This is a genomic window from Paucibacter aquatile (assembly GCF_002885975.1).
GTDB lineage: Bacteria > Pseudomonadota > Gammaproteobacteria > Burkholderiales > Burkholderiaceae_C > Paucibacter_A > Paucibacter_A aquatilis.
In genome coordinates, this window is sequence record NZ_POSP01000003.1 from 197,651 (window position 1) to 220,227 (window position 22,577).

21 protein-coding genes are annotated in these 22,577 nt (G+C 64.9%); 19 read left to right on the forward strand and 2 right to left on the reverse strand.

Annotation, left to right across the window (positions count from 1 at the left end; genetic code table 11):
- Positions 1-828 precede the first annotated feature (828 nt).
- The 18 genes from C1O66_RS04235 (at position 829) to C1O66_RS04325 (ending at position 19,100) form a co-directional block, all read left to right on the forward strand.
- Positions 829-1,182, forward strand: coding sequence for a thymidylate synthase (locus C1O66_RS04235; RefSeq protein ID WP_165794468.1), 354 nt, complete (start codon positions 829-831; stop codon positions 1,180-1,182).
- Positions 1,179-1,718 (forward strand): dihydrofolate reductase, encoded by a 540-nt coding sequence (locus C1O66_RS04240; RefSeq protein ID WP_102766745.1) that lies wholly within the window; start codon positions 1,179-1,181, stop codon positions 1,716-1,718. The genes C1O66_RS04235 and C1O66_RS04240 overlap by 4 nt, the downstream gene beginning before the upstream one ends.
- A 39-nt stretch (positions 1,719-1,757) precedes the next feature.
- A complete protein-coding gene (locus C1O66_RS04245; RefSeq protein WP_102766746.1) occupies positions 1,758-2,333 on the forward strand; it encodes a DUF4337 domain-containing protein in 576 nt (191 codons plus the stop codon).
- 257 nt (positions 2,334-2,590) lie between these two features.
- Complete coding sequence (locus C1O66_RS04250; protein ID WP_102766747.1) at positions 2,591-3,571, forward strand: PstS family phosphate ABC transporter substrate-binding protein; 981 nt, start codon at positions 2,591-2,593, stop codon at positions 3,569-3,571.
- Positions 3,572-3,657: 86 nt separating this feature from the next.
- The gene (locus C1O66_RS23595) at positions 3,658-4,296 is read left to right on the forward strand and encodes a hypothetical protein (RefSeq protein WP_165794469.1); all 639 of its coding nucleotides are present in this window, start codon (positions 3,658-3,660) and stop codon (positions 4,294-4,296) included.
- A 106-nt stretch (positions 4,297-4,402) separates the two neighbouring features.
- Entirely contained in the window at positions 4,403-6,661 is a 2,259-nt protein-coding gene (locus C1O66_RS04265) for an ABC transporter permease subunit (RefSeq protein WP_102766749.1), read from the forward strand.
- 16 nt (positions 6,662-6,677) lie between these two features.
- Positions 6,678-8,333, forward strand: a complete 1,656-nt coding sequence (gene pstA, locus C1O66_RS04270) for a phosphate ABC transporter permease PstA (RefSeq protein WP_102766750.1) — start codon at positions 6,678-6,680, stop codon at positions 8,331-8,333.
- Between the two features lie 62 nt (positions 8,334-8,395).
- Positions 8,396-9,244: a phosphate ABC transporter ATP-binding protein PstB gene (gene pstB, locus C1O66_RS04275; RefSeq protein ID WP_102766751.1), complete on the forward strand. Its 849-nt coding sequence runs from the start codon at positions 8,396-8,398 to the stop codon at positions 9,242-9,244.
- A gap of 84 nt (positions 9,245-9,328) precedes the next feature.
- Positions 9,329-10,042, forward strand: coding sequence for a phosphate signaling complex protein PhoU (gene phoU / locus C1O66_RS04280; protein ID WP_102766752.1), 714 nt, complete (start codon positions 9,329-9,331; stop codon positions 10,040-10,042).
- A 30-nt stretch (positions 10,043-10,072) separates the two neighbouring features.
- Positions 10,073-10,774: a phosphate regulon transcriptional regulator PhoB gene (phoB, locus tag C1O66_RS04285; RefSeq protein WP_102766753.1), complete on the forward strand. Its 702-nt coding sequence runs from the start codon at positions 10,073-10,075 to the stop codon at positions 10,772-10,774.
- A gap of 31 nt (positions 10,775-10,805) precedes the next feature.
- Positions 10,806-12,128 carry a phosphate regulon sensor histidine kinase PhoR gene (gene phoR, locus C1O66_RS04290; protein ID WP_102766754.1) on the forward strand — a complete coding sequence of 441 codons (1,323 nt, stop codon included), beginning with the start codon at positions 10,806-10,808 and terminating at the stop codon, positions 12,126-12,128.
- Between the two features lie 128 nt (positions 12,129-12,256).
- On the forward strand, positions 12,257-13,021 hold the full coding sequence (gene xth / locus C1O66_RS04295; RefSeq protein ID WP_102766755.1) for an exodeoxyribonuclease III: 765 nt from the start codon (positions 12,257-12,259) through the stop codon (positions 13,019-13,021).
- 144 nt (positions 13,022-13,165) lie between these two features.
- A complete protein-coding gene (locus C1O66_RS04300; protein ID WP_102766756.1) occupies positions 13,166-14,800 on the forward strand; it encodes a methyl-accepting chemotaxis protein in 1,635 nt (544 codons plus the stop codon).
- A gap of 281 nt (positions 14,801-15,081) precedes the next feature.
- Positions 15,082-15,555, forward strand: a complete 474-nt coding sequence (locus C1O66_RS24550; protein WP_279305041.1) for a type IV pilin protein — start codon at positions 15,082-15,084, stop codon at positions 15,553-15,555.
- Entirely contained in the window at positions 15,549-16,031 is a 483-nt protein-coding gene (locus C1O66_RS04310) for a pilus assembly FimT family protein (RefSeq protein WP_102766758.1), read from the forward strand. The genes C1O66_RS24550 and C1O66_RS04310 overlap by 7 nt, the downstream gene beginning before the upstream one ends.
- A gap of 13 nt (positions 16,032-16,044) precedes the next feature.
- Positions 16,045-16,494 carry a type IV pilus modification PilV family protein gene (locus C1O66_RS04315; RefSeq protein WP_133155101.1) on the forward strand — a complete coding sequence of 150 codons (450 nt, stop codon included), beginning with the start codon at positions 16,045-16,047 and terminating at the stop codon, positions 16,492-16,494.
- A gap of 11 nt (positions 16,495-16,505) precedes the next feature.
- Positions 16,506-17,237: a PilW family protein gene (locus C1O66_RS04320; protein WP_102766760.1), complete on the forward strand. Its 732-nt coding sequence runs from the start codon at positions 16,506-16,508 to the stop codon at positions 17,235-17,237.
- A 6-nt stretch (positions 17,238-17,243) separates the two neighbouring features.
- Complete coding sequence (locus C1O66_RS04325) at positions 17,244-19,100, forward strand: hypothetical protein (RefSeq protein ID WP_133155102.1); 1,857 nt, start codon at positions 17,244-17,246, stop codon at positions 19,098-19,100.
- On the opposite strand, the gene C1O66_RS04330 is transcribed toward C1O66_RS04325, so the two are convergent.
- A complete protein-coding gene (locus C1O66_RS04330; protein ID WP_102766762.1) occupies positions 19,091-20,380 on the reverse strand; it encodes a DEAD/DEAH box helicase in 1,290 nt (429 codons plus the stop codon). The two genes, C1O66_RS04325 and C1O66_RS04330, sit on opposite strands and share 10 nt — an antisense overlap.
- A gap of 60 nt (positions 20,381-20,440) precedes the next feature.
- A complete protein-coding gene (locus C1O66_RS04335) occupies positions 20,441-21,571 on the reverse strand; it encodes a fumarylacetoacetate hydrolase family protein (protein WP_165794472.1) in 1,131 nt (376 codons plus the stop codon).
- A gap of 342 nt (positions 21,572-21,913) precedes the next feature.
- Here C1O66_RS04335 and C1O66_RS04340 point away from each other — a divergent pair, with 342 nt between their 5' ends.
- Positions 21,914-22,576: a response regulator transcription factor gene (locus C1O66_RS04340; RefSeq protein WP_102766764.1), complete on the forward strand. Its 663-nt coding sequence runs from the start codon at positions 21,914-21,916 to the stop codon at positions 22,574-22,576.
- The last annotated feature ends 1 nt before the right edge of the window (position 22,577 follow it).

Genomic DNA, 22,577 nt, shown 5'->3' on the forward strand with positions numbered 1-22,577 from the left:
GGGGCCCGCAGCAGGGCCTGGGCAATCTGAATCCGACAGACCAGGTCAAAACGCCAGTCATCGGGCAGGCGACGATGCCGACAGGCGATTGACCATGTCCTGGGGTTCGGCATCGCCGGTGCCAGCAAGCTGACGCAGCGGGTCCATCACGCCCCTGGGTGCCTGGGTCTGAGCTTCAAACTGGAGGCCTCGGACATCACCGGTCCGATGGGCCGCGTTCAGCGTTGCAGCAGGCAGCCTGTCCTGCGCGGCAGAGTCCCCAAGGCATCCCATCGAATCGGTTTGCGGGAACTTCTTGCTTCAGAGTTCGCCAGCAACAGGCGCAGGTCTTCGCTCAACAAGCCCCGTGGATCACCGCATGCCAGCATCGCCTCGTGAGCCTCACGCGCCTGTACTTTGGCATTGACGCGGGCCGATGCGACGCTGCGGCAGAGGGAACAGACACTGAAGGCGGCCTCAAGACAACTGACATCATCCCTGGCCTCATTGCGACTCATGTGCGGCCATCGCCCGGCGCGTGCTTCATGGCGCGGACCGTGCGGACGTACCTAACGGGCCGGTTTGCGTCAGCAAGCCGTTCTCGAGGTTCTTCGCCCTGGCAGGGATCGGCAGTCGGTGGGCCATGGAAACTCTTGCTCGCCAGAGCGAGCGGGCCGTGATCCGACCTGGCAGCCCCACGCCCCGCATAATTGCGGCCCGCAGTCTCTGCACTACTTTCATGGGCGCCCGGTTGTGGGTACTTTTTTGGAAACCTCGTCAAGAACACCTATGTGTACCGTTCGGGCTCGGAAATGGGATGTCGCAAATCGTCACGCCACCTTTCGGTCTTTGCTCGCGACACCTCAGACGCTGGGCCGGCGTGACCGCAAGTCCTGCCCGTGCGACCAGCGCAAGCTCGACGTTTTCCTGGGCCTGCCCTTCAAAATCACCAGCAACGCCTTGCTGACCCAGATGCAGGCGCCGCAGTGCGACCTCGACGATTTCGCCTGGACCGGCGGCGATCGCCCTGTCTACAACAGCCGTATTGACCAGATGCGTACCCAGTTTGGCCGCGAGTCGCGCGCCTACCCGCAGACGAAGATCCGCCGCCGGCCGGATTCCATCTTCAGCGATGAGTTGGAGGACTTTCAGCTGCTGGGCTACGCCCCTCACCCGGCCACCAAGGCCATGGAGGCCGTATGAGCGAGCAGCGCACACCCGCCATTTCCACACGACCCCGGGTCGTGCTGGTCGCCGCCCTGGGCCGCGGTCGAGAGATCGGCCGCGACAACGGCTTGCTCTGGCACTTGCCTGAAGACATGGCTCATTTCAAGGCCTTGACTCAAGGACAGCCGGTGCTGATGGGTCGCAAGACCTGGGACTCCCTCCCTGAGCGTTTTCGGCCCCTGCCGGGTCGGCGCAACATGGTTCTGTCACGGCAGCCGGGTCTGATGTTGGCCGGGGCCGAGGTATTTGCTGATGTTCCGAGTGCCTTGCGGGCCTGTGACGGCCTGCCCCAGGTCTGCGTGATCGGCGGCGCGCAGATCTACGCAGAAGCATTGGCCCATGCCGATGTGCTGGAACTGACCGAGGTGGCCGCCGATTTTGCCGATGCCGACAGCTGGTTTCCGGCCTGGCCCGCGGCCGAGTTTGCGGAGACTGGGCGGCAGACGCTGCACAGCGAGAAAAATGGCTGGCGCTTCGACTTTGTGCGTTACGAGCGCCGCGCCCAGCCTTGAAACAGAACGATTGGATAGCGAGAGAGGACTGAAGCCACCATGTCTGGACACGGATTCCATGTGCACGGCCCGCACGACCACGAGATTGAACATGCTGCCCATGCCGACCCCAAGGGCCTGGCCGGTCAGTTGGCGGTGATCACGGCTGTCCTGGCCACTGTGGGCGCGATGTTCTCTTATATGGGCGGGGCCACACAGGCCAATGCCGGTCTGTACAAGAACGATGCCGCCATCAAGAAGACCGAAGCGGCCAACCAATGGGCGCTCTACCAATCCAAGAGCAACAAGCAAAACATGGCCGAACTGGCCTTGGCCCTGGTGCCCGAGGACAAGAAAGCCGGCTACCAAAAGGAAGTCGAACGCTACAAGGAAGAGAAAAGCGGCATCCGAGAAAAGGCCGAAGCGCTGGACAAGGAGTCTCAGGCTTTTGACGAAAAGAGCGCCGAGCAGATGCATTTGCACCACCGTTGGGCACAGGCCACCACCGCTTTGCAGGTTTCGATTGCCTTGGCCGCCATCGCCTTGCTGACGAAAAAGCGCTGGATGGAATGGGCCACGGTCGGCCTCGGCCTGCTGGGTTTTGGCCTGGGCGGCATGGCCGCGCTGCATCTGTAATATTTCAGTTTTCAGTCAAGGCCCGCGATTTTCACCGGCTCCCGCTGGCTTTTTCGCGCGTTTTGGCGTCCACTGCCTGGGCCGCTTGGGCCAGAAGGCAGTGACATATGACAGTCGCCGCCTTGTCACATGACAGGCGGCGATTTTCATTTGTGACGCCGGATGTCAAATTCCGTCATATCTCTGTCACGACCGCTGTTTAGCATCCGGGCTGCTTCAAGACAAAGCACACCCCTTCTAATCACTGGAGTTGACGAATGACCCCTTCTCGCCTTGCCGCTGCCCTGCAAATCGCAGGCTTGATGTTTGTCGCAACCTCCGCCACAGCCCAGGCTGTCAAGGTGGATCCGGCACTGCCCGCATATCAAAAGGCATCCGGCGTCTCCGGCAACTTCACCAGCGTGGGCTCTGACACGCTGAACAATCTGATGACGCTGTGGGCCGAGGAGTTCAAGCGCCTCTACCCCAACGTCAACATCCAGATCCAGGGCGCGGGTTCGTCCACCGCGCCGCCGTCCCTGACCGAAGGCGCCGCCAACTTCGGCCCGATGAGCCGTCTGATGACTGCCCGTGAAGTCGAAGGCTTCGAAAAGAAGCACGGCTACAAGCCCACCGCCGTCGGCGTGGCCATTGATGCCCTGGCTGTGTACGTCAACAAGGACAACCCGATCAAGGGCCTGACCATCACCGACCTGGACGCCATCCTGTCGGTCAGCCGCAAGTGCGGCGGCGCGTCTGACTTCACCAAGTGGGGCCAAGTCGGCCTGACTGGCGAATGGGCCAGCCGCGACATCGCCATGTACGGCCGCAACTCGGTCTCGGGCACCTACGGTTTCTTCAAGGACGTGGGCCTGTGCAAGGGCGACTTCAAGCGCAATGTGGCCGAGCAGCCGGGTTCGGCTTCGGTGGTGCAGAGCGTGTCCACCCAGATCAATGCCCTGGGCTACTCGGGCATTGGCTACAAGACCTCGGGCGTGCGCGCCCTGCCGCTGTCGAAGAAGGCCGGTGAGCCCTTCGTCGAACCCGATGCCAAGCACGCCATCGACGGCACCTACCCGCTGGCCCGCGTGTTGTACGTCTACGTGAACAAGAAGCCCAACCAGCCGCTGAACCCGCTGGAGCGCGAGTTCTTCAAGATGGTGCTGTCCAAGCAAGGTCAGGAAGTGACCATCAAGGACGGCTTCGTGCCGGTGCCCGCCGCCATGGCCACCCGCTTCCTGGCTGAGATCAGCAAGTAAGAAGCAAGCCAGCGGATGTCGCGGCTGCCGCCCAGCCCTCTTGGCGCAGCGGCAGCCCGACCTCAAGCTGCAAAGGAACCCAAGCAATGAAGACGACTGCACTGAACTCGGCCCTGCTCGTGGCCGTCCTGGGTTTGAGCGCTTGCGCCAACACCCAGCCTGTGGCCGCTCCGGCTGCCGCGCCGGCACCCGCTCCGGTGGTGGCCGCTGCGCCGGCACCGGCTCCGGTGGCTGCCCCGGTCGCTGCGCCGGCGCTTGAACTGATCAAGGAGTTGTATGTGGTGCTGCCCGAGTCGGGCCGTGTCCATGCCTTCGGTGATCTGAAGAACTACCAGGATTTCCTGAACCACGGCGAAGTGACCCTGACCCGCACCAAGATTGGTGAAGGCCCAGGCGGCGCGACCCTGGTGTTCGGCATCACTGGCGACGATGTCAAGGGCAACCGCCCCAGCCTCGGCGAAAAGGCCTTGAGCGGCCAGTTCGGCGGCGCGCCCGAGTTCTACGGCGAAGTGCTCAAGGGCAATCGCTTCTACGTGTTCGGCGACCTGAAGGACATGAAGGACTTCCTGGCCTTCGGCGAAGTGCCTTACAGCTTCACCGAGATCGGCAGCGGCCCCAAGGGCGAGACCCTGGTCTATGTGATGAACAAGGACAGCGTCAAGGGTGGCAAGCCGATGAACCGGGTGGAGCGTTTCAAGTCTCTGCGCGTGGCGCAAAAGTCCTGAATACAAAACCTGGCTCTGTCCTTACTTTGAGCCTCTGAGAGAAAAAGGGTGAGCAGGCCAGTCCTGCCCACCCTTGACCACCATCAGCGCGGAACTTTTCCAAGCCATGAATACTGCCAGTCCCACCCAAACGGCCATCAGCGTCGACCGAGCCATGAGCCGGCGCCTGCTGACCGACAAGCTGTTCGAGAAGTTGATGACCGTCGGCGGCCTCAGCGTCATCGTCGCCGTGTCGGCCATCTTCGTCTATCTGGTCAGCGTGGTGGTGCCGCTGTTCATGCCGCCTGGCATAGATCACCGCGCCCAGTTCGCCACCCCGGGCGGCAACGCTCAAGCCACCCTCACCCTGACGGGTGAGGAACAGCGCGAGATCGGCTCGCGCGTGGGCGCAGGTGGCGCCATCACCTTCTTCAAGTTCGCCTCGGGCGAGACCATCGGCCAGGTGCAAGTGCCCGTGCCGGAGGGTGTGCGCATCACCAGCGCCGAGACCGGCGAGCGCCGCAGCTTCTCACAGGCCTTCGGTCTGTCGGATGGCCGCGTGCTGCTGGTCAAGCAAAGTTTCTCGGTCAGCTTCCCCAACAACAAGCGCGTGATCACGCCCGCCCTGGCCTACCCGGTCGGCGAAGCACCGCTGGCCCTGGACCCGCAAGGCCGCGCCATCCAGCTGATCGGCATGCAGCAGTCGGACGATGGCTCGACCATCGCCGCCGTCACGGAAGACGGACGCCTGCTGCTCTCCGCCGTGAACATCAGCAACAATGCGATGACGGGCGAGACCAAGAGCGAGGTACAGAGCTCCGAAATCGCCAACCCGCCCGCCGGCATTCGCCAGTTGGTGGTGGAAGCCAAGCAACGCGAGCTCTATGTGTTGCACGGCGACGCCAAGCTGGCGCGCTACAACATCAGCGACAAGAGCAATCCCAAACTGCTGGAAACCGTGGACTTGGCCAAGGGCCAGAAGGTCACGGCCCTGACCATGCTCAGCGGTGGCTACTCGCTGATCGTCGGCACCGACAAGGGTGAGCTGAGCCAGTGGTTCCTGGTGCGCACCGAAGGCGCCAACTTCAGCATGACCCGAATCCGTGACTTCAAGCCCATGCCGGCTGCGGTCACGGCCCTGGCGCCGGAGTTCTTCCGCAAGGGCTTCATCGTCGGCGATGCCGCCGGCAATCTGGGCAGCTATTTCGCCACCTCGCAACGCCTGCTCTTCGTCGAGAAACTCAGCGACAAGCCGCTGACCGTGCTCGGCGTGCCGCCGCGCGGCAACGGCTATCTGGCGCAGGATGAGGCCGGCCGCGTCTACACCGCCGCCGTCGACAACCACTACCCGGAAGTCTCCTTCAGCAGCCTGTGGAGCAAGGTCTGGTACGAGAGCTATGAAGAGCCTGACTACGTCTGGCAAAGCTCGGCCTCGAACGCTGACTTCGAACCCAAGTTCAGCCTGGCCCCGCTGACCTACGGCACCATCAAGGCCGCCACCTACGCCATGCTGGTGGCGATGCCGCTGGCCATTCTGGGCGCCATCTTCACCGCCTATTTCATGACCCAGCGCATGCGCGAAATCGTCAAGCCCTCGATCGAGGTCATGGCCGCGCTGCCCACTGTGGTGCTGGGCTTCCTGGCCGGGCTGTGGCTGGCTCCGCTGGTGGAGAACAACCTCGCCGGCGTCTTGATGAGTTTGCTGCTGCTGCCGGCGGCCATGGTGCTTGCATCCTTTGTCTGGCACCTGATGCCCCGCAGCCTGGTCGAACGTGTCGGCCTGGGCTGGGAAGCCGCCCTGCTGATGCCCATTGTCGCCCTGGCCATTTGGGGTTTCTTCCAGCTGGGCCACCCGATCGAGGCCGCCTTCTTCGGTGGTGACCTGCCGCACTGGTTGTCCAACACGGCCGGCATCAGCTTCGAGCAGCGCAACTCGCTGGTGGTGGGCATTGCCATGGGCTTCGCCGTCACCCCGACCATCTTCTCGATCGCCGAAGACGCGATCTTCAGCGTGCCCAAGTCGCTGACCTCGGGTTCGCTGGCCCTGGGTGCCACGCCCTGGCAGACCATGATGGGCGTGGTGCTGCTGACCGCCAGCCCTGGCATCTTCTCGGCCGTGATGATCGGCCTGGGCCGTGCGGTCGGTGAAACCATGATCGTGCTGATGGCCACCGGCAACACCGCCGTGATGGACTTCAGCATGTTCTCGGGCTTCCGCACCCTGTCCGCCAATATCGGCGTCGAAATGCCCGAGGCCGGCGTTGGTGAAACCCATTACCGCCTGCTCTTCCTGTCCGCCCTGGTGTTGTTCGCCTTCACCTTCCTCGTCAACACCCTCGCCGAGCTGATTCGTCAGCGCCTGCGCGAGAAGTACAGCACCATCTGACGGAGCACGATCAATCATGAAAGACTGGTTCAAAAGCGGCTCGCCCTGGATCTGGCTCACCGCCGGTGCCGTGGCAGTGTCCGTGCTGGCTGTGGCCGGCGTGATGGCCCTGACGGCCCTGCGTGGCCTCGGCCACTTCTGGCCCAAGGCGGTCATCGAGACCACCTACAAGGAACGTGACGGCTCCACCATCGGCCTGATCGGCGAAATCCGTGAACGCGAAGAGGTGTCTGTGCGCCGCCTGCGCGAAGCGGGCTTCGTGATCCCGGGTGATGACACCTTCACCGACCGCGTGCTCATCAAGATGGGCAACCGCGATGTGTCGGGTGTGGATTTCCGCTGGTTCCCTCTGCCCTTGCTGGGCGAACAGACCAAGCCGCACGACGTCATCACCGTCGAGCGTCGCGAGTGGGGCAATTTCTACGGTCATCTGGTGGCCGTCAAGCAAGAAGGTCAACTGATTGCCAGCGGCGAAGCCGCCTGGGCGCCGCTGCAAGAACGCACCGCCCGTGCCCAGGACCTGTTCAAGCAGATCCACAAGCTCGAGAAGCAAGAGATTGGCAAAGTCAACTACGAGCTCGAGCGCCTGCGCCTGAGCGAACGCCGCCTGCAACTGGAAGACCACCTGGACGATGCCGCCAAGGCCAGTCTGGCTGCCAAGCGCGAAGCCCTGAACAAGGAGTTCGGCGCCCTGCAGGAAAAGACCGACGCCTTGCGCAAGCAACTGGCCCGCGACAGTTTTGTCGCCCGCGTGGCCGACGGCCGCGAAGTGGAAGTGCCCCTGGCCCAGGTGGCCGATGTCTACCGCGCCAACACCATGGGCCTGTTCGACAAGATCAGCCACTACGCCAAGAAGCTGGGCGAGTTCATCTGGGACGACCCGCGTGAAGCCAACACCGAAGGCGGCATCTTCCCCGCCATTTTCGGCACGGTGATGATGGTGCTGCTGATGGCCGTGATCGTGACGCCGCTGGGCATCATGGCTGGCATCTATATGCGCGAGTACGCCAAGCAAGGCACCCTGATCCGCATCATCCGCATCTCGGTGAACAACCTGGCCGGCGTGCCCTCCATCGTCTACGGCGTGTTTGGCCTGGGCTTCTTCGTCTACTTCCTGGGCGGCAACATCGACCGCCTGTTCTTCCCCGAAGCCCTGCCCGGCCCGACTTTCGGCAGCCCCGGCATCCTGTGGTCGGCCCTGACCCTGGCCCTGCTGACCCTGCCGGTGGTGATCGTGGCCACCGAAGAAGGCCTGGCCCGCGTGCCCCGCTCGGTGCGCGAAGGCAGCCTGGCCCTGGGTGCAACCAAGGCCGAGACCCTGTGGCGCACCGTGCTGCCCATTGCCAGCCCGGCCATGATGACCGGCCTGATCCTGGCCGTGGCTCGCGCGGCTGGCGAAGTGGCGCCGCTGATGCTGGTGGGCGTGGTCAAGCTGGCGCCGGCACTGCCGCTCGATGGCTTCTTCCCCTTCCTGCACCTGGAGCGCAAGTTCATGCACCTGGGCTTCCACATCTATGACGTGGGATTCCAAAGCCCCAATGTCGAAGCTGCACGGCCCCTGGTCTACGCGACCGCCATGCTGCTGGTGGTGGTCATCATCGGCTTGAACCTGACCGCCATTCGCATGCGCAACCGTCTGCGCGAAAAATTCAAAGAGCTGGACTCGGTCTGATGCCCTGATTGCATCGCCCTGCCCCACACTCTGCCCCACACTATTGATCTGGAGAGACTTTCATGAGCTCCCTCACCCAAACCGCCGAACTGCCCAAGCTGAAGATCGCCACCGCCGTGCCTGAGTCGGCCGTGCCGCTCAAGCCGCTGGAAGAACTGGACGTGGCCCTGGCGGTCAAGAACCTGAACCTGTTCTACGGTGCCAAGCAGGCCTTGCACAACGTCTCGCTGAACATTCCGCGCGGCCATGTGGTTGCCTTCATTGGCCCCAGCGGCTGTGGCAAGTCCACCCTGCTGCGCTGCTTCAACCGCATGAACGATCTGGTGGATGGCTGCCGTATCGAAGGCGAGGTGCAGCTGGACCAGAAGAACATCTTCGACCGCAGCGTCAACGTGGCCCAGCTGCGTCGTCGGGTCGGCATGGTGTTCCAGAAGCCCAACCCCTTCCCCAAATCCATCTACGAAAACGTGGCCTACGGCCTGCGCCTGCTGGGTGTCAAGGACCGTGCCCAGCTGGATGAAACGGTGGAGCGCTCGCTGCGCCAGGCCGCGCTGTGGAATGAAGTCAAGGACCGCCTGGACAGCAGCGGCCTGAGCCTCTCCGGCGGTCAGCAACAACGTCTGGTGATTGCCCGCGCCATTGCCCTGGAGCCCGAAGTGCTGCTGCTGGACGAGCCCTGCTCGGCCCTGGACCCGATCGCCACCGCCAAGATCGAAGAGCTGCTGCAAGAGCTCAAGACCAAGTACACCATCGTCATCGTGACCCACAGCATGCAACAGGCCGCTCGTGTCTCCGACTTCGTGGCCTATATGTACCTGGGTGAGCTGGTCGAGTACGGTGCCACGCGCGAGGTTTTCATGAAGCCCAAGCGCAAGGAAACCGAAGACTACATCACCGGCCGCTTCGGTTGAGCCCACGGGCGGCACGGCCGCCTCTCAGCGCAAGCTGCTCGTTAGACTGCAACGATTGATTCAAATTCGCAAAGGGTAGAAGTCATGGGTGACAAACATCTGTCGAGCCAGTTCGATCTGGAATTGAGCGGTATCTCGACCCGCGTTCTGGAAATGGGCGGCCTGGTGGAATCGCAGGTGGAACTGGCTGTCTCGGCCCTGACCTCCTTCGACGGTGACATTGCCTCGCGCGTGCTGGTCGCTGAAGAGCGCGTCAACCAGATGGAGGTCGAGATCGACCACGACCTCTCCGCCATCATCGCCCTGCGCCAGCCCACCGCCCGCGATCTGCGACTCTTGATCGCCATCTCCAAGACCATCGGCAACCTCGAGCGCGTCGGCGATGAAGCCGCACGCATCGCCCGCACCGTGCACCGCCTGATCAACTCGGGCGTGTTCAGCCGCCTGCGACTGCCGGTCAGCGACATCTCCTTCGAGGCCGAGCTGGCCACGGCCTCGCTGCGCAAGGCGCTGGACGCCTTCGCCCGCCTGGACACCGTGCAAGCGCTGGAAGTGATCAAGCAGGACAACCAGATCGACCAGGAATTCGACGGCCTGATGCGCAAGCTCATCACCTACATGATGGAAGACCCGCGCACCATCTCGGCCTCCATCGATCTGGTGTTCGTGGCCAAGGCGATCGAGCGTGTGGGTGACCACGCCAAGAACCTGGCCGAACAGATCATCTACATCGTCAAGGGCACGGACATCCGCCACAACCCCATGGACACCGTGGAATCCGTGGCCCTCAAAGACTGATCAACCTCATTCGAAAAGAAGAAGCACAGCATGTCGAGGATTCTTGTTGTCGAAGACGAGTCGGCGATTGCCGAACTTATCTCCATCAATCTGCGCCACTCCGGTTTCGAAGTGACCCTGGCCAGCAGCGCAGACCAAGCACAGTACGAGGTCGACCGGGTGCTGCCCGATCTGGTGGTGCTGGACTGGATGCTGCCCGGCCAGAGCGGTCTGGCCCTGGCCCGCCAATGGCGCGGCCAGCAACGCACCAAGGACCTGCCCATCATCATGCTGACGGCCCGTGCCGAAGAGACCGACAAGGTCTCGGGCCTGGACGCCGGGGCCGATGACTACCTGACCAAACCGTTTTCCACCAACGAGCTGCTGGCCCGCATCCGCGCGGTGCTGCGCCGCAAGGCGCCCGAGGCGCTGGATTCCGTGGTGACGATTGGCGGGCTGAGCCTGGACCCCGGCACCCGCCGGGTCAGCCGCGAAGGTGCCGAGGTCAAGCTGGGCCCTACCGAGTTCCGTCTGCTGCACTTCTTCATGAGCCACCCCGAGCGCGTGCACAGCCGCTCGCAGCTGCTGGACCGGGTCTGGGGCGACCATGTCTTCATCGAAGAGCGCACCGTGGACGTGCACGTCAAGCGCCTGCGCGAAGCGCTGGAGCGCGTGCAATGTGCGCGCATGATCGAGACCGTGCGCGGCGCCGGCTACCGCCTGTCGCAGCAAGCCCAGCCCCTGTCGGCCTGATGACGCCGCCCTCGCCCGGAAAGCGCCCTTCATGACGGTGATCGGTTTTCTCCCCCGCCTGGCTTTGGTGGGTTTGATCGTGTTTGCCGGTGATCTGGCCGGGCGCGGCATCGGCACGCTGACGGGCTACCCCCAGCTCAGCGAATGGCTGGGCGTGGTCAGCGCCATCGTCGCGCTGCTGCTGATCGACACCTTGCGCATCCGTCGCCTGATGCAGTGGCTGCGCGAAAAGCAGCCCGGCGATGCGCCGCGCAGCAGCGGCTACTGGGGCGACCTCGCCTATCTGATCGAGCGCGCCTTGCGCAAGCGCGACCGGGCCATCGCCCACGAACGCCTGCAGCTGCAGCAGTTCCTGTCGGCCATCGAGGCCTCGCCCAACGGCGTGCTGATGCTCGATGCCCACGACCATGTCACCTGGTGCAACCGTGTCGCGGCCGACCATTTCGCGCTCGATCCGCAGCGCGATCTGCAGCAGCGCATCACCAACCTGGTCCGCTATCCCAGCTTCGTCAGCTACTTGCAGGCCGGCCGGTTCAACGAGCCCCTGCTGCTGACCAGCTCGCGCGGTTCGGGCACGCTGTCGGTGATCGTGCGCCCCTACGGTGATGGCCTGCGCCTGGTGCTGAGCCAGGACGTGACCGAGCGTGAACGCGCCGAAGCCATGCGCCGTGATTTCGTGGCCAATGTCTCGCACGAGATTCGCACGCCCCTGACGGTGCTCAGCGGCTTCATCGAAACCATGAGCTCCCTGCCCCTGAGCGAGCCCGAACGCCGCCGGGTGCTGACCCTGATGGGCCAGCAGACCGAGCGCATGCTGAGCCTGGTCAGCGACCTGCTGACCCTGGCGCAGCTGGAAGGCAGCCCCCGCCCCGGCTCGGACCGCTGGATCGGCCTGGGTCCTCTGTTCCTGCGCCTGGGCACCGATGCCAAGGCCCTGTCCAACGGCCGCCATCAGCTCAAGATCGGCGAAGTCGGCGCGCTGGAGCTGGCGGGCGTCGAGACCGAGCTGATCAGCGCCATCAGCAATCTGCTCAGCAATGCCGTGCGCTACACCCCCGAAGGCGGCGAGATCGAATTGAACTGGCGCCTGGCCGCCGACGGCCACGGCGAAATCTCGGTCACCGACACCGGCCCCGGCATCGCACGTGAACACCTGCCGCGACTGACCGAGCGCTTCTACCGCGTCGACGGCAGCCGCAACCGCGAAACCGGCGGCACCGGCCTGGGCCTGTCCATCGTCAAACATGTGATGCAGCGCCACGGTGGCGAGTTGCAGGTGCAGAGCGAAGTGGGCCAGGGCAGCCGCTTCACCCTGTTGCTGCCTCCCACCCGCGTGCGCCAGGCGGCGCCCTGATTTCGCGCAGGCTTCCCAGCGCTGCATCCTCACCAGGGCCGGCCAGGCGTTAAGCTGCCGGCCCTGCGTCATTTCGGACGCATTCGACCATTTGCTTGATGTACGCGACCTGCACCGGAGCCCGCCCCATGAAATTTGCCACCTGGAATGTCAACTCCCTGGCCGTTCGCCTGCCCCAGGTGCTGGACTGGCTGGCGGCCAACCCGGTCGATGGCCTGGTGCTGCAGGAAACAAAACTGACCGACGACAAGTTCCCACAAGCGGACTTCGAGGCCGCGGGTTGGCAGGTGCAGTTCTTCGGTCAGAAGACCTACAACGGCGTGGCCTTGATCAGCCGCAGTCCGGCCACCGATGTGGTGAAGAACATCCCCGGTTTCGAAGACCCCCAGGCGCGCGTGATCACCGGCACCGTCGACGGCGTGCGCTGCATCGGCGCCTATTTCCCCAACGGCCAGGCTCCCGACAGCGACAAGTTCGTTTACAAGATGGCCTGGCTGGATGCCTTGCGCAGCTTTGTCGCGGCAGAGCTTCAAACCCACCCGAACCTGCTCCTGATGGGCGACTTCAACATCGCACCGGACGACCGTGATGTCTACGACCCGGTGGCCTGGGCCGGCCAGATCCACTGCACGCCGCAGGAACGGGCGCATTTCCAGGCCCTGATCGAGCTGCCGCTCTGCGACACCTTCCGCCTCTTCGAGCAAGCACCCAAGAGCTGGAGTTGGTGGGATTACCGCAACCTGGCTTTCCGCAAAAACCAAGGCCTGCGCATCGACCACATCCTGGCCAGCGCCGCCCTGCAGCCCAGGGTCAAGTCTTGCGTCATCGATCGCGCCCCGCGCAAGAACGAACGCCCCAGCGACCACGCGCCGGTCTGGGTGGAACTGGGCTGAAAGCCCGCCGCGGCCTGCAGCCGCAGCGCCGCGCACGGGGGCTGGTCATGAAGCGCCCGGGCGCGTGATACTGCGCCCAGCAGACGCGGATGCGGCCGGGACCACCGGCGGCCACGGGCGATCTGCGCCGCGAGGACGCTGCCCATGCGAAGCAATCTTCCCGTCAGCCAGCAGGAATTCCCCTTCCCCAGCGGGCGCACGCTGGTGTCCACCACCGATCTCAAGGGGCGCATCCTGCACTGCAATGCGGCCTTCATTCAGGTCAGCGGCTACAGCGCGGACGAGTTGCTGGGCCAGCCCCACAACCTGATTCGTCACCCGGACATGCCCGAGGAGGCCTTTCGCGACCTCTGGGACACCGTGGCACGCGGCCTGCCCTGGTCCGGCGTGGTCAAGAACCGCCGCAAGAATGGCGACCACTACTGGGTGCTGGCCAATGTCACACCGCTGAGCGAGAACGGCAGGCCGGTGGCCTACCTGTCGGTGCGCACCCAGCCCAGCCGCGAGCAGGTGCAGGCGGCAGAGGCGCTCTACGCCACCATGCGCGGTGAAGCGGCGAAAGGCGCTTTGCTGCATGTGCTGCACGAGGGTCAGGTCTTGCGCCGGGACTGGCGCAGCCGCTGGCTGCGCGCACTGCGGCCCGGCCCCTGGTTGCCCACAGGCCTGATCGTGCTGCTGGTGGCGGGCCTGAGCATGGCTGTGGGGCGCTGGGGCGTGGCGCCAGCCAGCCCCTGGTTTGTGCCCCAGGTGCTGCTCTTGGCCGCCCTGGCGTTGGGTCTCGCCCGCGCCTGCGTGAATCGCGATCGCGCGGGCCTTCAGCGCCTGCTGGCCTATGCCCATCAGCTCTCCGCGGGCGACCTCAGCCAGGCACTCAAGCCTCAGGCGAGTCTGAGTTCGGGCAGCGATCTGCAGGCGCTGGAAACCGCGCTGAACCAGCTGCGCGTCAATTTGCGCGCCTTGGTGGCCGACACACTCGATGAGCTGCAGGACATGAACCGTCTGAGCCGCGAGATCGCCCAGGGCAATGCCGATCTGGCCCAGCGCACCGGGGCTCAGGCCGCCAGCCTCGAGCAAACTGCCGCCGCCATGGAGGAAATCACCGGCACGGTGCGCAGCAGCACCGACAGCGCCCACCAGGCTTCGTCGGTGGCCGAGGAACTGAGTCGGGTCAGCAGCCAGAGCGGCGACGTCGTCCACCATGTCACCGACACCATGGGCGGCATTGCCGGCGCCTCTCGGCGCATCGGTGAAATCATCCAGGTGATCGACTCCATTGCCTTTCAGACCAACATCCTGGCACTCAACGCCGCCGTCGAATCGGCCCGCGCCGGGGAACATGGGCGAGGTTTCGCCGTGGTGGCCAGCGAAGTGCGTGCTCTGGCCCAACGCAGCCAGCAGGCTGCAGCTGAGATCCGCCAGCTGATTCACGATTCAGCCGAAAAGGTCGAGGCCGGAGAACGCCAAACGCGCAGCGCCCAGGACAGCATCGAACAGACCCTGCAGTCGGTGCAGCACTTCACGCGCCTGATCGGCCAGATCCACCTGGGTGCCGATGAGCAACTGCGCGGCATCTCGCAGATCAACCAGGCGATCAGCCATCTGGACGGCATCACGCAGCAAAACTCGGCCCTGGTGGAGCAGCTGGCACGTGCGGCCAGCGTCTTGCAGGCCCAGGTCGGCGAGGTGCAGGCCGCGGTGCAGATATTCCGCCTGCAACATGGCGCAGCGCGCGAGCTGCCCGATGCGGTGGCATTGCGCCGCGCCGCGCGTCAGCCTTAACAGGCTTGAGCCCTCGCCTGCGCGAAAAGCTGGGCAATTGCGGTCCACCAGTCCCGCTTCGCGGGTACCCAAGCGCCCAGGCTTCCGATATAAGCAAATCTGCATGTGCGCTTGACGGATTCGGGCTCGCACGCAGCCCGCGAGCGTGACAAACATCGCAGACCTAACTAGATACCAGTCTGTAAAATTGGTATCTAGTTGGTTTTAATGTTGTGTGCACAGGCCGAAGCGAATTCGCGGCCGTTTTTGGCCTGTTTGTCCAGCGCTTGCGAGGAATGATCTTGAACACTGCTCCTGCTGTTGCCCCCAAGTCCTCGACGGCCGCGGCCCCGGCCTATCGCCGCGCGCGGCCCACTGCGGCACAGACCGGTTTCACTCTGGTCGAGTTGATGATTGCCGTGGTCGTGCTGGGCATCCTGGCCGCCATCGCCATCCCCTCCTACACCAGCTATGTCAACAAAAGCCGCGCCAAGAGCGGCAGCGCCGACCTCGCCGCCCTGGCGCTGAACATGGAGAACCGCTATCAGCTGCAGCTGAGCTATCCGGTCAATGCTGCCGGCACGGTGGCCACCACCACCATGTTCCCCGCCTGGGCCCCCACGCAATCGGCCTACTTCAACTACACCCTGGTCAGTACGGCCACCAGCTACACCCTGACCGCCACCGGCAAGGGCAGTCTGGCCAGCTGTGTGCTGACCCTGAACAACAGCAACACGCGCACCGCCACCAATGCCTGTGGCTTCACGACATGGTGATCCGCGCATCGTTGGGCACGAGGCAATGCGGGGTGTCGCTGATCGAAATGATGGTGACCATTGCCATCATGATGCTGCTGGCCCTGGCCGTCGCGCCGTTCTCGGCCTCCTGGGGCGCCCAGGCCTATATGCGCCAGAGCCAGACCTTGCTGATGCAGGGCATGAGCCAGCTCAAGGCCCTGGCGCTGCGCAATCCGAGCGCCAGCAGCGCCGGCGCCTCGGCGGTGATGATCAGCATTCCCGGCAAGCTCTGCGTCGCCAGCGGCGTGCCTGCCGCACTGAACTGCACGGCCGCGGCCTGGACCTCCAACCCGCCAGCCAGCATCCAGGTCAACGGCGCTGACAGCCAGTGCGTGGCGCTGGACAGCGCAGGCATGCCGATCGCGGCCACGGTGGCCGGCACCGTGTGCGGCACCGCCCTGAGTTTTCGCGTCAGCCGCGGCTCTGAAGCCCCGCTCGATGGCACGCTCAACTGAGATGACGGCACCCATGACAGAGACCTCTCCCACCGTCTCTCACGCCTGCGTACCGGGCAGATCCGCTCGCCGGCGCGGCGAGCGCGGCGATGCCTTGATCGAGTCCTTGATCGCCATGGTGTTGCTGGGCGTGATCGGCCTGGGCCTGGTCTACGCCGTCAGCCGCGCCATGGTCGCGCAGAAGTACCAAAAGGGACAAAGCCTGGCCATCCAGAGCATCCGCGCCGATCTGCAAGGCGCAGGTGTGGCCAATGGCTGCCCGGCCACCGGCGCAAGCACCAGCAGCAGCAACCTCAGCCTCGGCGGAAGCCTGCAGGTTTCGGGTGTGCAAAAGACCTGCACCATCACGGCCGTGACGGTCACCGTCAACGGTGTGGCCAAGGCCACCAGCCTGCCGCAGATCCAATACGCTGCCGATGCCCAGACCTTGTTCGGGCCTGGCACGCTGACGGTGAGCAATTGAGGCCCGAGCCAATGTCCACGCCCCGGCTCACCTCCGCAAGCCGACGCCCCCAAGCGGGCTTGAGCCTGATCAGCTTGATGGTGGGCATGGTGATTTCCTTGATCGCCGTGCTGGGCGCCTTGGCGCTGTACCGCAGCACCACGCAGACCGTCTTCGGCGACGGAGGCCTGGTGCGCAGCTCCATCCAGGACGGTCAGCTGGCCACCGGCCTGCTCAGTGCACAAATCGCATTGCAAGGCGCGGGCTACGGCATCAGCAGTCCGAGCAGCGGCAACCATTTGCTGCTGATTCGCAACGCCGTGCTGAACTCCAGCACGGGCAAGCTCGATGGCACCCCAGTCACCCTCAGCAGCGCGGCGCAAAGCGGCAATGCCCTGGTCTGGGTGCACAACCCGGGGCTCAGCGCCAACACCGCCAGCTACAGCTGCGGCGCCCTTCTCTCCAACAGCAGCAACAAGGCGCTCTACCTGCTGCAGGCCAGCAGCGGCTGTCACCCTTTGAGCAGCAACTGGAAAACCATCAGCTGGACCAGCCGCGCACTCGTGGAAGACCAGGTGCTGGCCCAGGCAGTCACCTTGAGCGCCCGCAACGGCAGCAATTGCTGGCCCTACGGCGCCGTGCCAGAGGCCATCAGCAAGCTCAGCGCGCCGGCCGCTTCGGTCAGCGTGAGTCTGGGTTATGCCTCGAGTGTGAGCGGCAGCAGCAACACCTACGTCAGCTGCCTGGCCAATCTGATTTCCTGATCTCCCATGGCCATTCGCATTGTTTCAAGCACCCGCCTCGCACGCTCATTGCAGCGGGGCATCTCCTCGGTGCTCTTCATGCTGCTGACAGGCCTGTCCCTGGGTGGCATGGTGTTCGGCGGCATCTACTACGTGCGCAGCCTGCAGGTGCAATCGGTCACGGTGCATGCCCTGACGCAGGCGCAGCTGAAAGCCTGGAGCGGCATTGAAGCGGTGCGGCAGTACCTGTTCCAGATCGGGGCGGTCGAAGCGGCCAAGCTCAGCGCCAATCAGGTGGTCAGCTTCGCCGGTGTCAGCGGCATTGCCGCCACGGTCAGCGAGGTGCTGGCCAATGACACGGTCAACTGCGGCGGTGGCACCCGGGTGGGCTTCAACATCACGGGCAGCAGCGGCGGCGCGAATGCCCTGCTGGCGGCCACCTTCTGCGCCAAAGGCAGCCCGGGCGGCGGCGGTGGCGGCGGCAAGACCGCAGCCGTCAACATCAAGGGCAATCTCGACATCAGCGGCGACCTGACCGTGATCGGCGATGCCAGCAGCAAGATCGTGGTCGATGGCAAGGTCACCGGTGCCGGCAGCCTGGCCGGCATCTCGAATCTGTACGCCTCGGGCGACATCAGCCTGGGCGGCAGCACCAGCATCGAGACCCTGTTTTCCGAGGGCAGTATCGCCCTCAGCGGCAGCGGCAGCTACAGCCAGGTGCAGTCCCTCAAGAATGTGTCGCTGACCGGCGGCGTCAGCGCAGGCACGATCAAGGCCAACGGCACGGTCAGTCTGGAAAGCAATGCCGTGACCGAACTGCTCGCCATCGGCAATGTCACCCTGGGCAGCAGCGCCACCATCGCCACGCTCAAGACCAAGGGCAGCGTGGTCGCCAGCAATTCGCTGATCACGGGCTCGGCACAGGTGCAGGGCAACTACGAGGAACAAGTGGCCGGCACGGTGGCCGCCGGCAACTACGGCGGCAGCCTGACCGTGCAGCCCTGGAACACCGGAGTGCATATGAGCCGCGTGGCCGGCCTCAATGTCGCGATCACGCCGCTGACAGCCGGCACGATCAGCGTGCCGACCTTCGATGCCTACGCCTACCAGAGCTCCGCCAACTACGCGTTCGAGCGGGTCGGCAGTGACACCAAGGTCACGGTCAAGAACGTCAGCAACATCCCCGACGGCGTCTACTTTCTGGTCGGAAGTGGTGCCAACCAGGACTACGTTTGCAGCAGCAACAGCTACAGCCCCGCCAGTTGCCCGGCCAAGATCTGCACCGGCTACAGCGAATACAACAGCTGCCTGAGCTACAGCGGCGGCAAATGGACGCTGGCCGGCGTGACCATGGCACCCGGCATTGTCTGGTTCAAGGGTGATTTCGAAGCTGGCCAGGGCACCTTCTACAACAGCTGGCTGGCCACCGGCAACATCAACACCGGCGGCACCAATGTGTCCTACGCGGTCAACTATGCCGGTCACGCCTCGGTGTGCACCAACAGCAGCTACCCCAATCTGGCACCCAAGAACTTCTGCAAGGCCGGCAGCAGCACCCTGCTGACGGTCGGCGCGGGCAATATCGCCTTCGGCGCCGGCGGCCAGGTGGGCAACAACTACACCGGCGGCAAAGTCACATTGGCTGCCTCCAACCATGTCTACGGCGATGTGCTGGCCGGAGACATCCTGGAAACCGGTGGCAGCACCACAGTGCACGGCTACATCTCGGCGGCGCGCATCGGTACCGCACCGGGTGCCAGCAAGATCGGCGCCAGCACCAAGATCGACCTGAGCAACCTGCCTTCCAGCTTCAAGCCGGGCGAGACAGCAGTGACCCCGTCCGCCGCCAACAGCGCCAACCTGCTGTGGTCGCGTTACCGCTGAGCTTCGTCGCCAGGCAGGGGCGCTGACGCCGCCGCTGCGGCAGCGGCTTCCCTCAGCTTGTCCTTTTTGCTCTTGCGGCGGCCCTTGATGCCGCCGTTCGAGTTCAGGGCCTGAGCCTGCTCCGGGCTCAGGGGGCTGGCAGCGAAACCCGCGATCTGTTCACGCGGCACGCGCTGGCCCTGGCGCTTCTCGATCAGCCGGAAATGGGCCTCGGCACTGGCCGGCACCAGACTGACGGCCAGACCGGTTTCGCCCGCACGCCCGGTGCGGCCGATGCGGTGGATGTAGTCGGCCGGCGAACGTGGCAGGTCGTAATTCACCACCACCGGCAGCTCGGGAATGTCCAGACCGCGGGCGGCCACATCGGTAGCCACCAGCACCTGAATCTCGCCATGGCGCAAGGCCGCCAGCACCTGGGTTCGGGCACCCTGGCTCAACTCGCCGTGCAAGGCGGCAGCCTTGATGCCGTGGGACCAGAGCTTGTCGGACACATGCTCGGTCGCGTAGCGCGTGGCCACGAATACCAGCACCCGACTCCAACTGGGCTCGGTCTGCAACAGATGGCGCAGCAGCGGCGTGCGCCGGCTCTCGTCCACCTGAATGGCACGCTGCTGGATGGCGGCCGTGCGCTGCGGCTCCGGCGCAATGCGGACTTCCACAGGCTCCTGCAGCAGGCCCTGGGCCAGGCCCTGCACCGCCTTCGGAAACGTGGCTGAAAAAAACAGGCTCTGACGGCGCGCCGGCAGCAAGGCCAGGATGCGCTGCAACTCCTCGGCAAAGCCCAGGTCCAGCAGGCGATCGGCCTCGTCCAGCACCAGCATCTCGACGCTGCGCAGATCCAGGGCCTTGTGCTCGATCAGGTCCAGCAAACGGCCCGGTGTGGCCACCATCACATCGGTGCCACCGCGCAAGCCCATCAGCTGCGGGTTGATGGAAACACCGCCGAAGGCCTCGGAAATCTTCAGGCGCGGCGAGCCGCTCAGGCTGCGCGCGAACTCCCGCAGCACCTCACCCACCTGGACCACCAACTCGCGCGTGGGCAGCAGCACCAGGGCCTGCAGGCGGCGCGGGCCTTGGCCGGGCGGCATGCGCAAGCGCTGCAGCAGGGGCAAGCCGAAAGCGGCGGTCTTGCCCGAACCGGTCTGCGCCAGGCCCAGCACATCGCGCCCGGCCAGGATGGGCGGAATGGCGGCGGCCTGGATGGCCGTGGGGGCGTGGTAGCCCTGCTCGCGAACGGCACGAACCCAGACGGGCGCAAGGCCCAAAGAAGCAAAAGACATGGTCGGACCTGGCTGCGAGACGGGCGCCGATTGTAGGTTGCCAGCGACGTCCGGCCGGCTTCAGCGGATCTTCACGGTGATTTGCCCCAAACCCTCGGCGCTGTGCTCCAGCACATCGCCTGCTTGCAGAAAGCGGCCCGACGCCAGGCCCTCGCGAATCTGAGCATCCAGCACATAGCGCACCGGTCCATGGTGCAGCCAGGACAGGCCGAAGAACCAGGCCAACCCATGACGCCACCGGAAGCCCAGGCTCGGCGCCCGGTAGACCACACCCTCGGGCGTGCCCGTCAGCAGCACCTGCCCCTGCCGCAGCACACCCGATTCCAGCAGCGGCACGGGCCGCCCCTGGTAGCGCCAGAGTGGCAGAAGGCCCCGTTGCCAGGCTTGCTGTAACAGGCGGTCGGGGGTTTTCAGCATGTCCGACGCCGCGGCGTCCTGGCGCAGTTGCCCGTTCACATGGCTGCGCAAGCGCACGCCCTGCAGCCAGCGGCGCCAGTCGCGCGGCACCACCAGATAGGGCCCGGTGGGCATGCGCCCTGGCCCGCTTTTCGCATCACTGAACCCATGGCCCGAAGTCAGGTCCTCGGTGTTGATGCGGCGCAGCAGCTCGGCACGATCGGTCAGATCGCCGCAGAGAAAAAAGCCCAGCTGCGCTGCCTGCAGATCGGCCAAGTTGGCCAGATCGCGATCGGCTCTCAGGCACAGTTCCACCTCATAGTCCAGCAACTGCCCCGCTTCATGGCGCAGCTCGCTGCGCGCCGGGCTGGGCGTGCTGAACTTGGGAAACAGAAAGACCTCGTCGATGTCGGCCTCGCGTGCATGCGCAGCGTAGTTGGTGCCCGCGGCAATATGGGAATGAGCCCTGGCGCTAGGCAGCAAGTCGCGCTTGTCGACCGCCACCCAGGGCAGCCGCTCCGAGAGCGCCTGCAGGCCCGCGTGGCCCATGCTGCGCACCAGCTCCAGACTGTCTTCGGGAAAGCGTTGCAAGCCCACGCTCAGGTCCTGCGCCAGCAAGCGCGCGCCCTGGTCCTCGCGCACCAGCAAGGTGTGGGCGCGCCCCTCGGGCGACCGGCGCTGCGCCAGCGTCCAGGCTTGATCCAGCGACGCCAGCTGCTGGGGCTGCGGTCCGTCTGGCTGTGTGTTCTGCGGCGTGCCTTGCGGCGCCGCGCAGACGGCCGGGCCCTGCACCATGAGTGCAACTGCAAGCCATGCACAGGCCCACGATCCGGCGCGGCGACAAGAGCGCTGCGCTGACAAAACCGAGGTGGGGGACAGGAAGGGATCTGAAATCGACATGAGGCAGCCTTGTGAACGTGAAGGGTCGGTCGGGTTGGAAAGGCTCGCTGGCCAAGCTCAGCGGCGCCCTTTCACCCTAGCGCCCGCCCTGTCACAAGCAGGTCAAATCGTGAGACAGCCCCTCAGACTCCAGGTCGGCGGACCGAGCCGGTCGGCTTCCTCGGTTAAGCTGCGCCGCCGCACGCGCTGCCTCCTGCTTCGCTCCCCCGGGCGGCGTGCTGAAACCAAGCTCGAACCATGCGTGTACTGATTGTTGAAGACTCGGCCGCCCTGGCCACCACCTTGGGTGACTACCTGGGCCTGCTGGACTGCAGCGTGAGTCATGCCCACAGCGCCGCCAGTGCATTGGCCAGCCTGCGCAGCCACTGCTTCGACGTGCTGTTGCTGGACATCAATATGGCCGGCATGGATGGCCTGAGCCTGTGCCGAAGCCTGCGCCAGGATCTGCAGATCGACACCCCCGTCCTCTTCCTCACCGCCCGAGATACCTTGCCGGACAAGCTGGCCGGCTTTGCCGCCGGTGGCGACGACTATCTCGTCAAGCCCTTTGCGCTCGAAGAACTGGGCTGTCGCGTGCGCGCCCTGCATGCCCGTCACATCGGCGCGCACAAGCGAGTCCTGCGATGCGGCGCGCTCGAACTGGACCTGGTCGGCCTGATCCTGAAACATCAGGACCGGCCCATCGCCCTGGATCCGGTGCAGCTGAAGATCTTGCGCCTGCTGATGCAAAAGGCCCCCGCCGTGGTCAGCAAGGCCGATCTGGAGTACGCGATCTGGCAAGACGAAGCCATCGAGGGCAGCGCACTGCGTACGCATGTCTACCGGCTGCGCCAGCTGCTGCCGCCCGGCTGCCTCAGCACCGTCCGCGGCCAAGGCTACCGGCTCGATGCGAGCGCTTGAA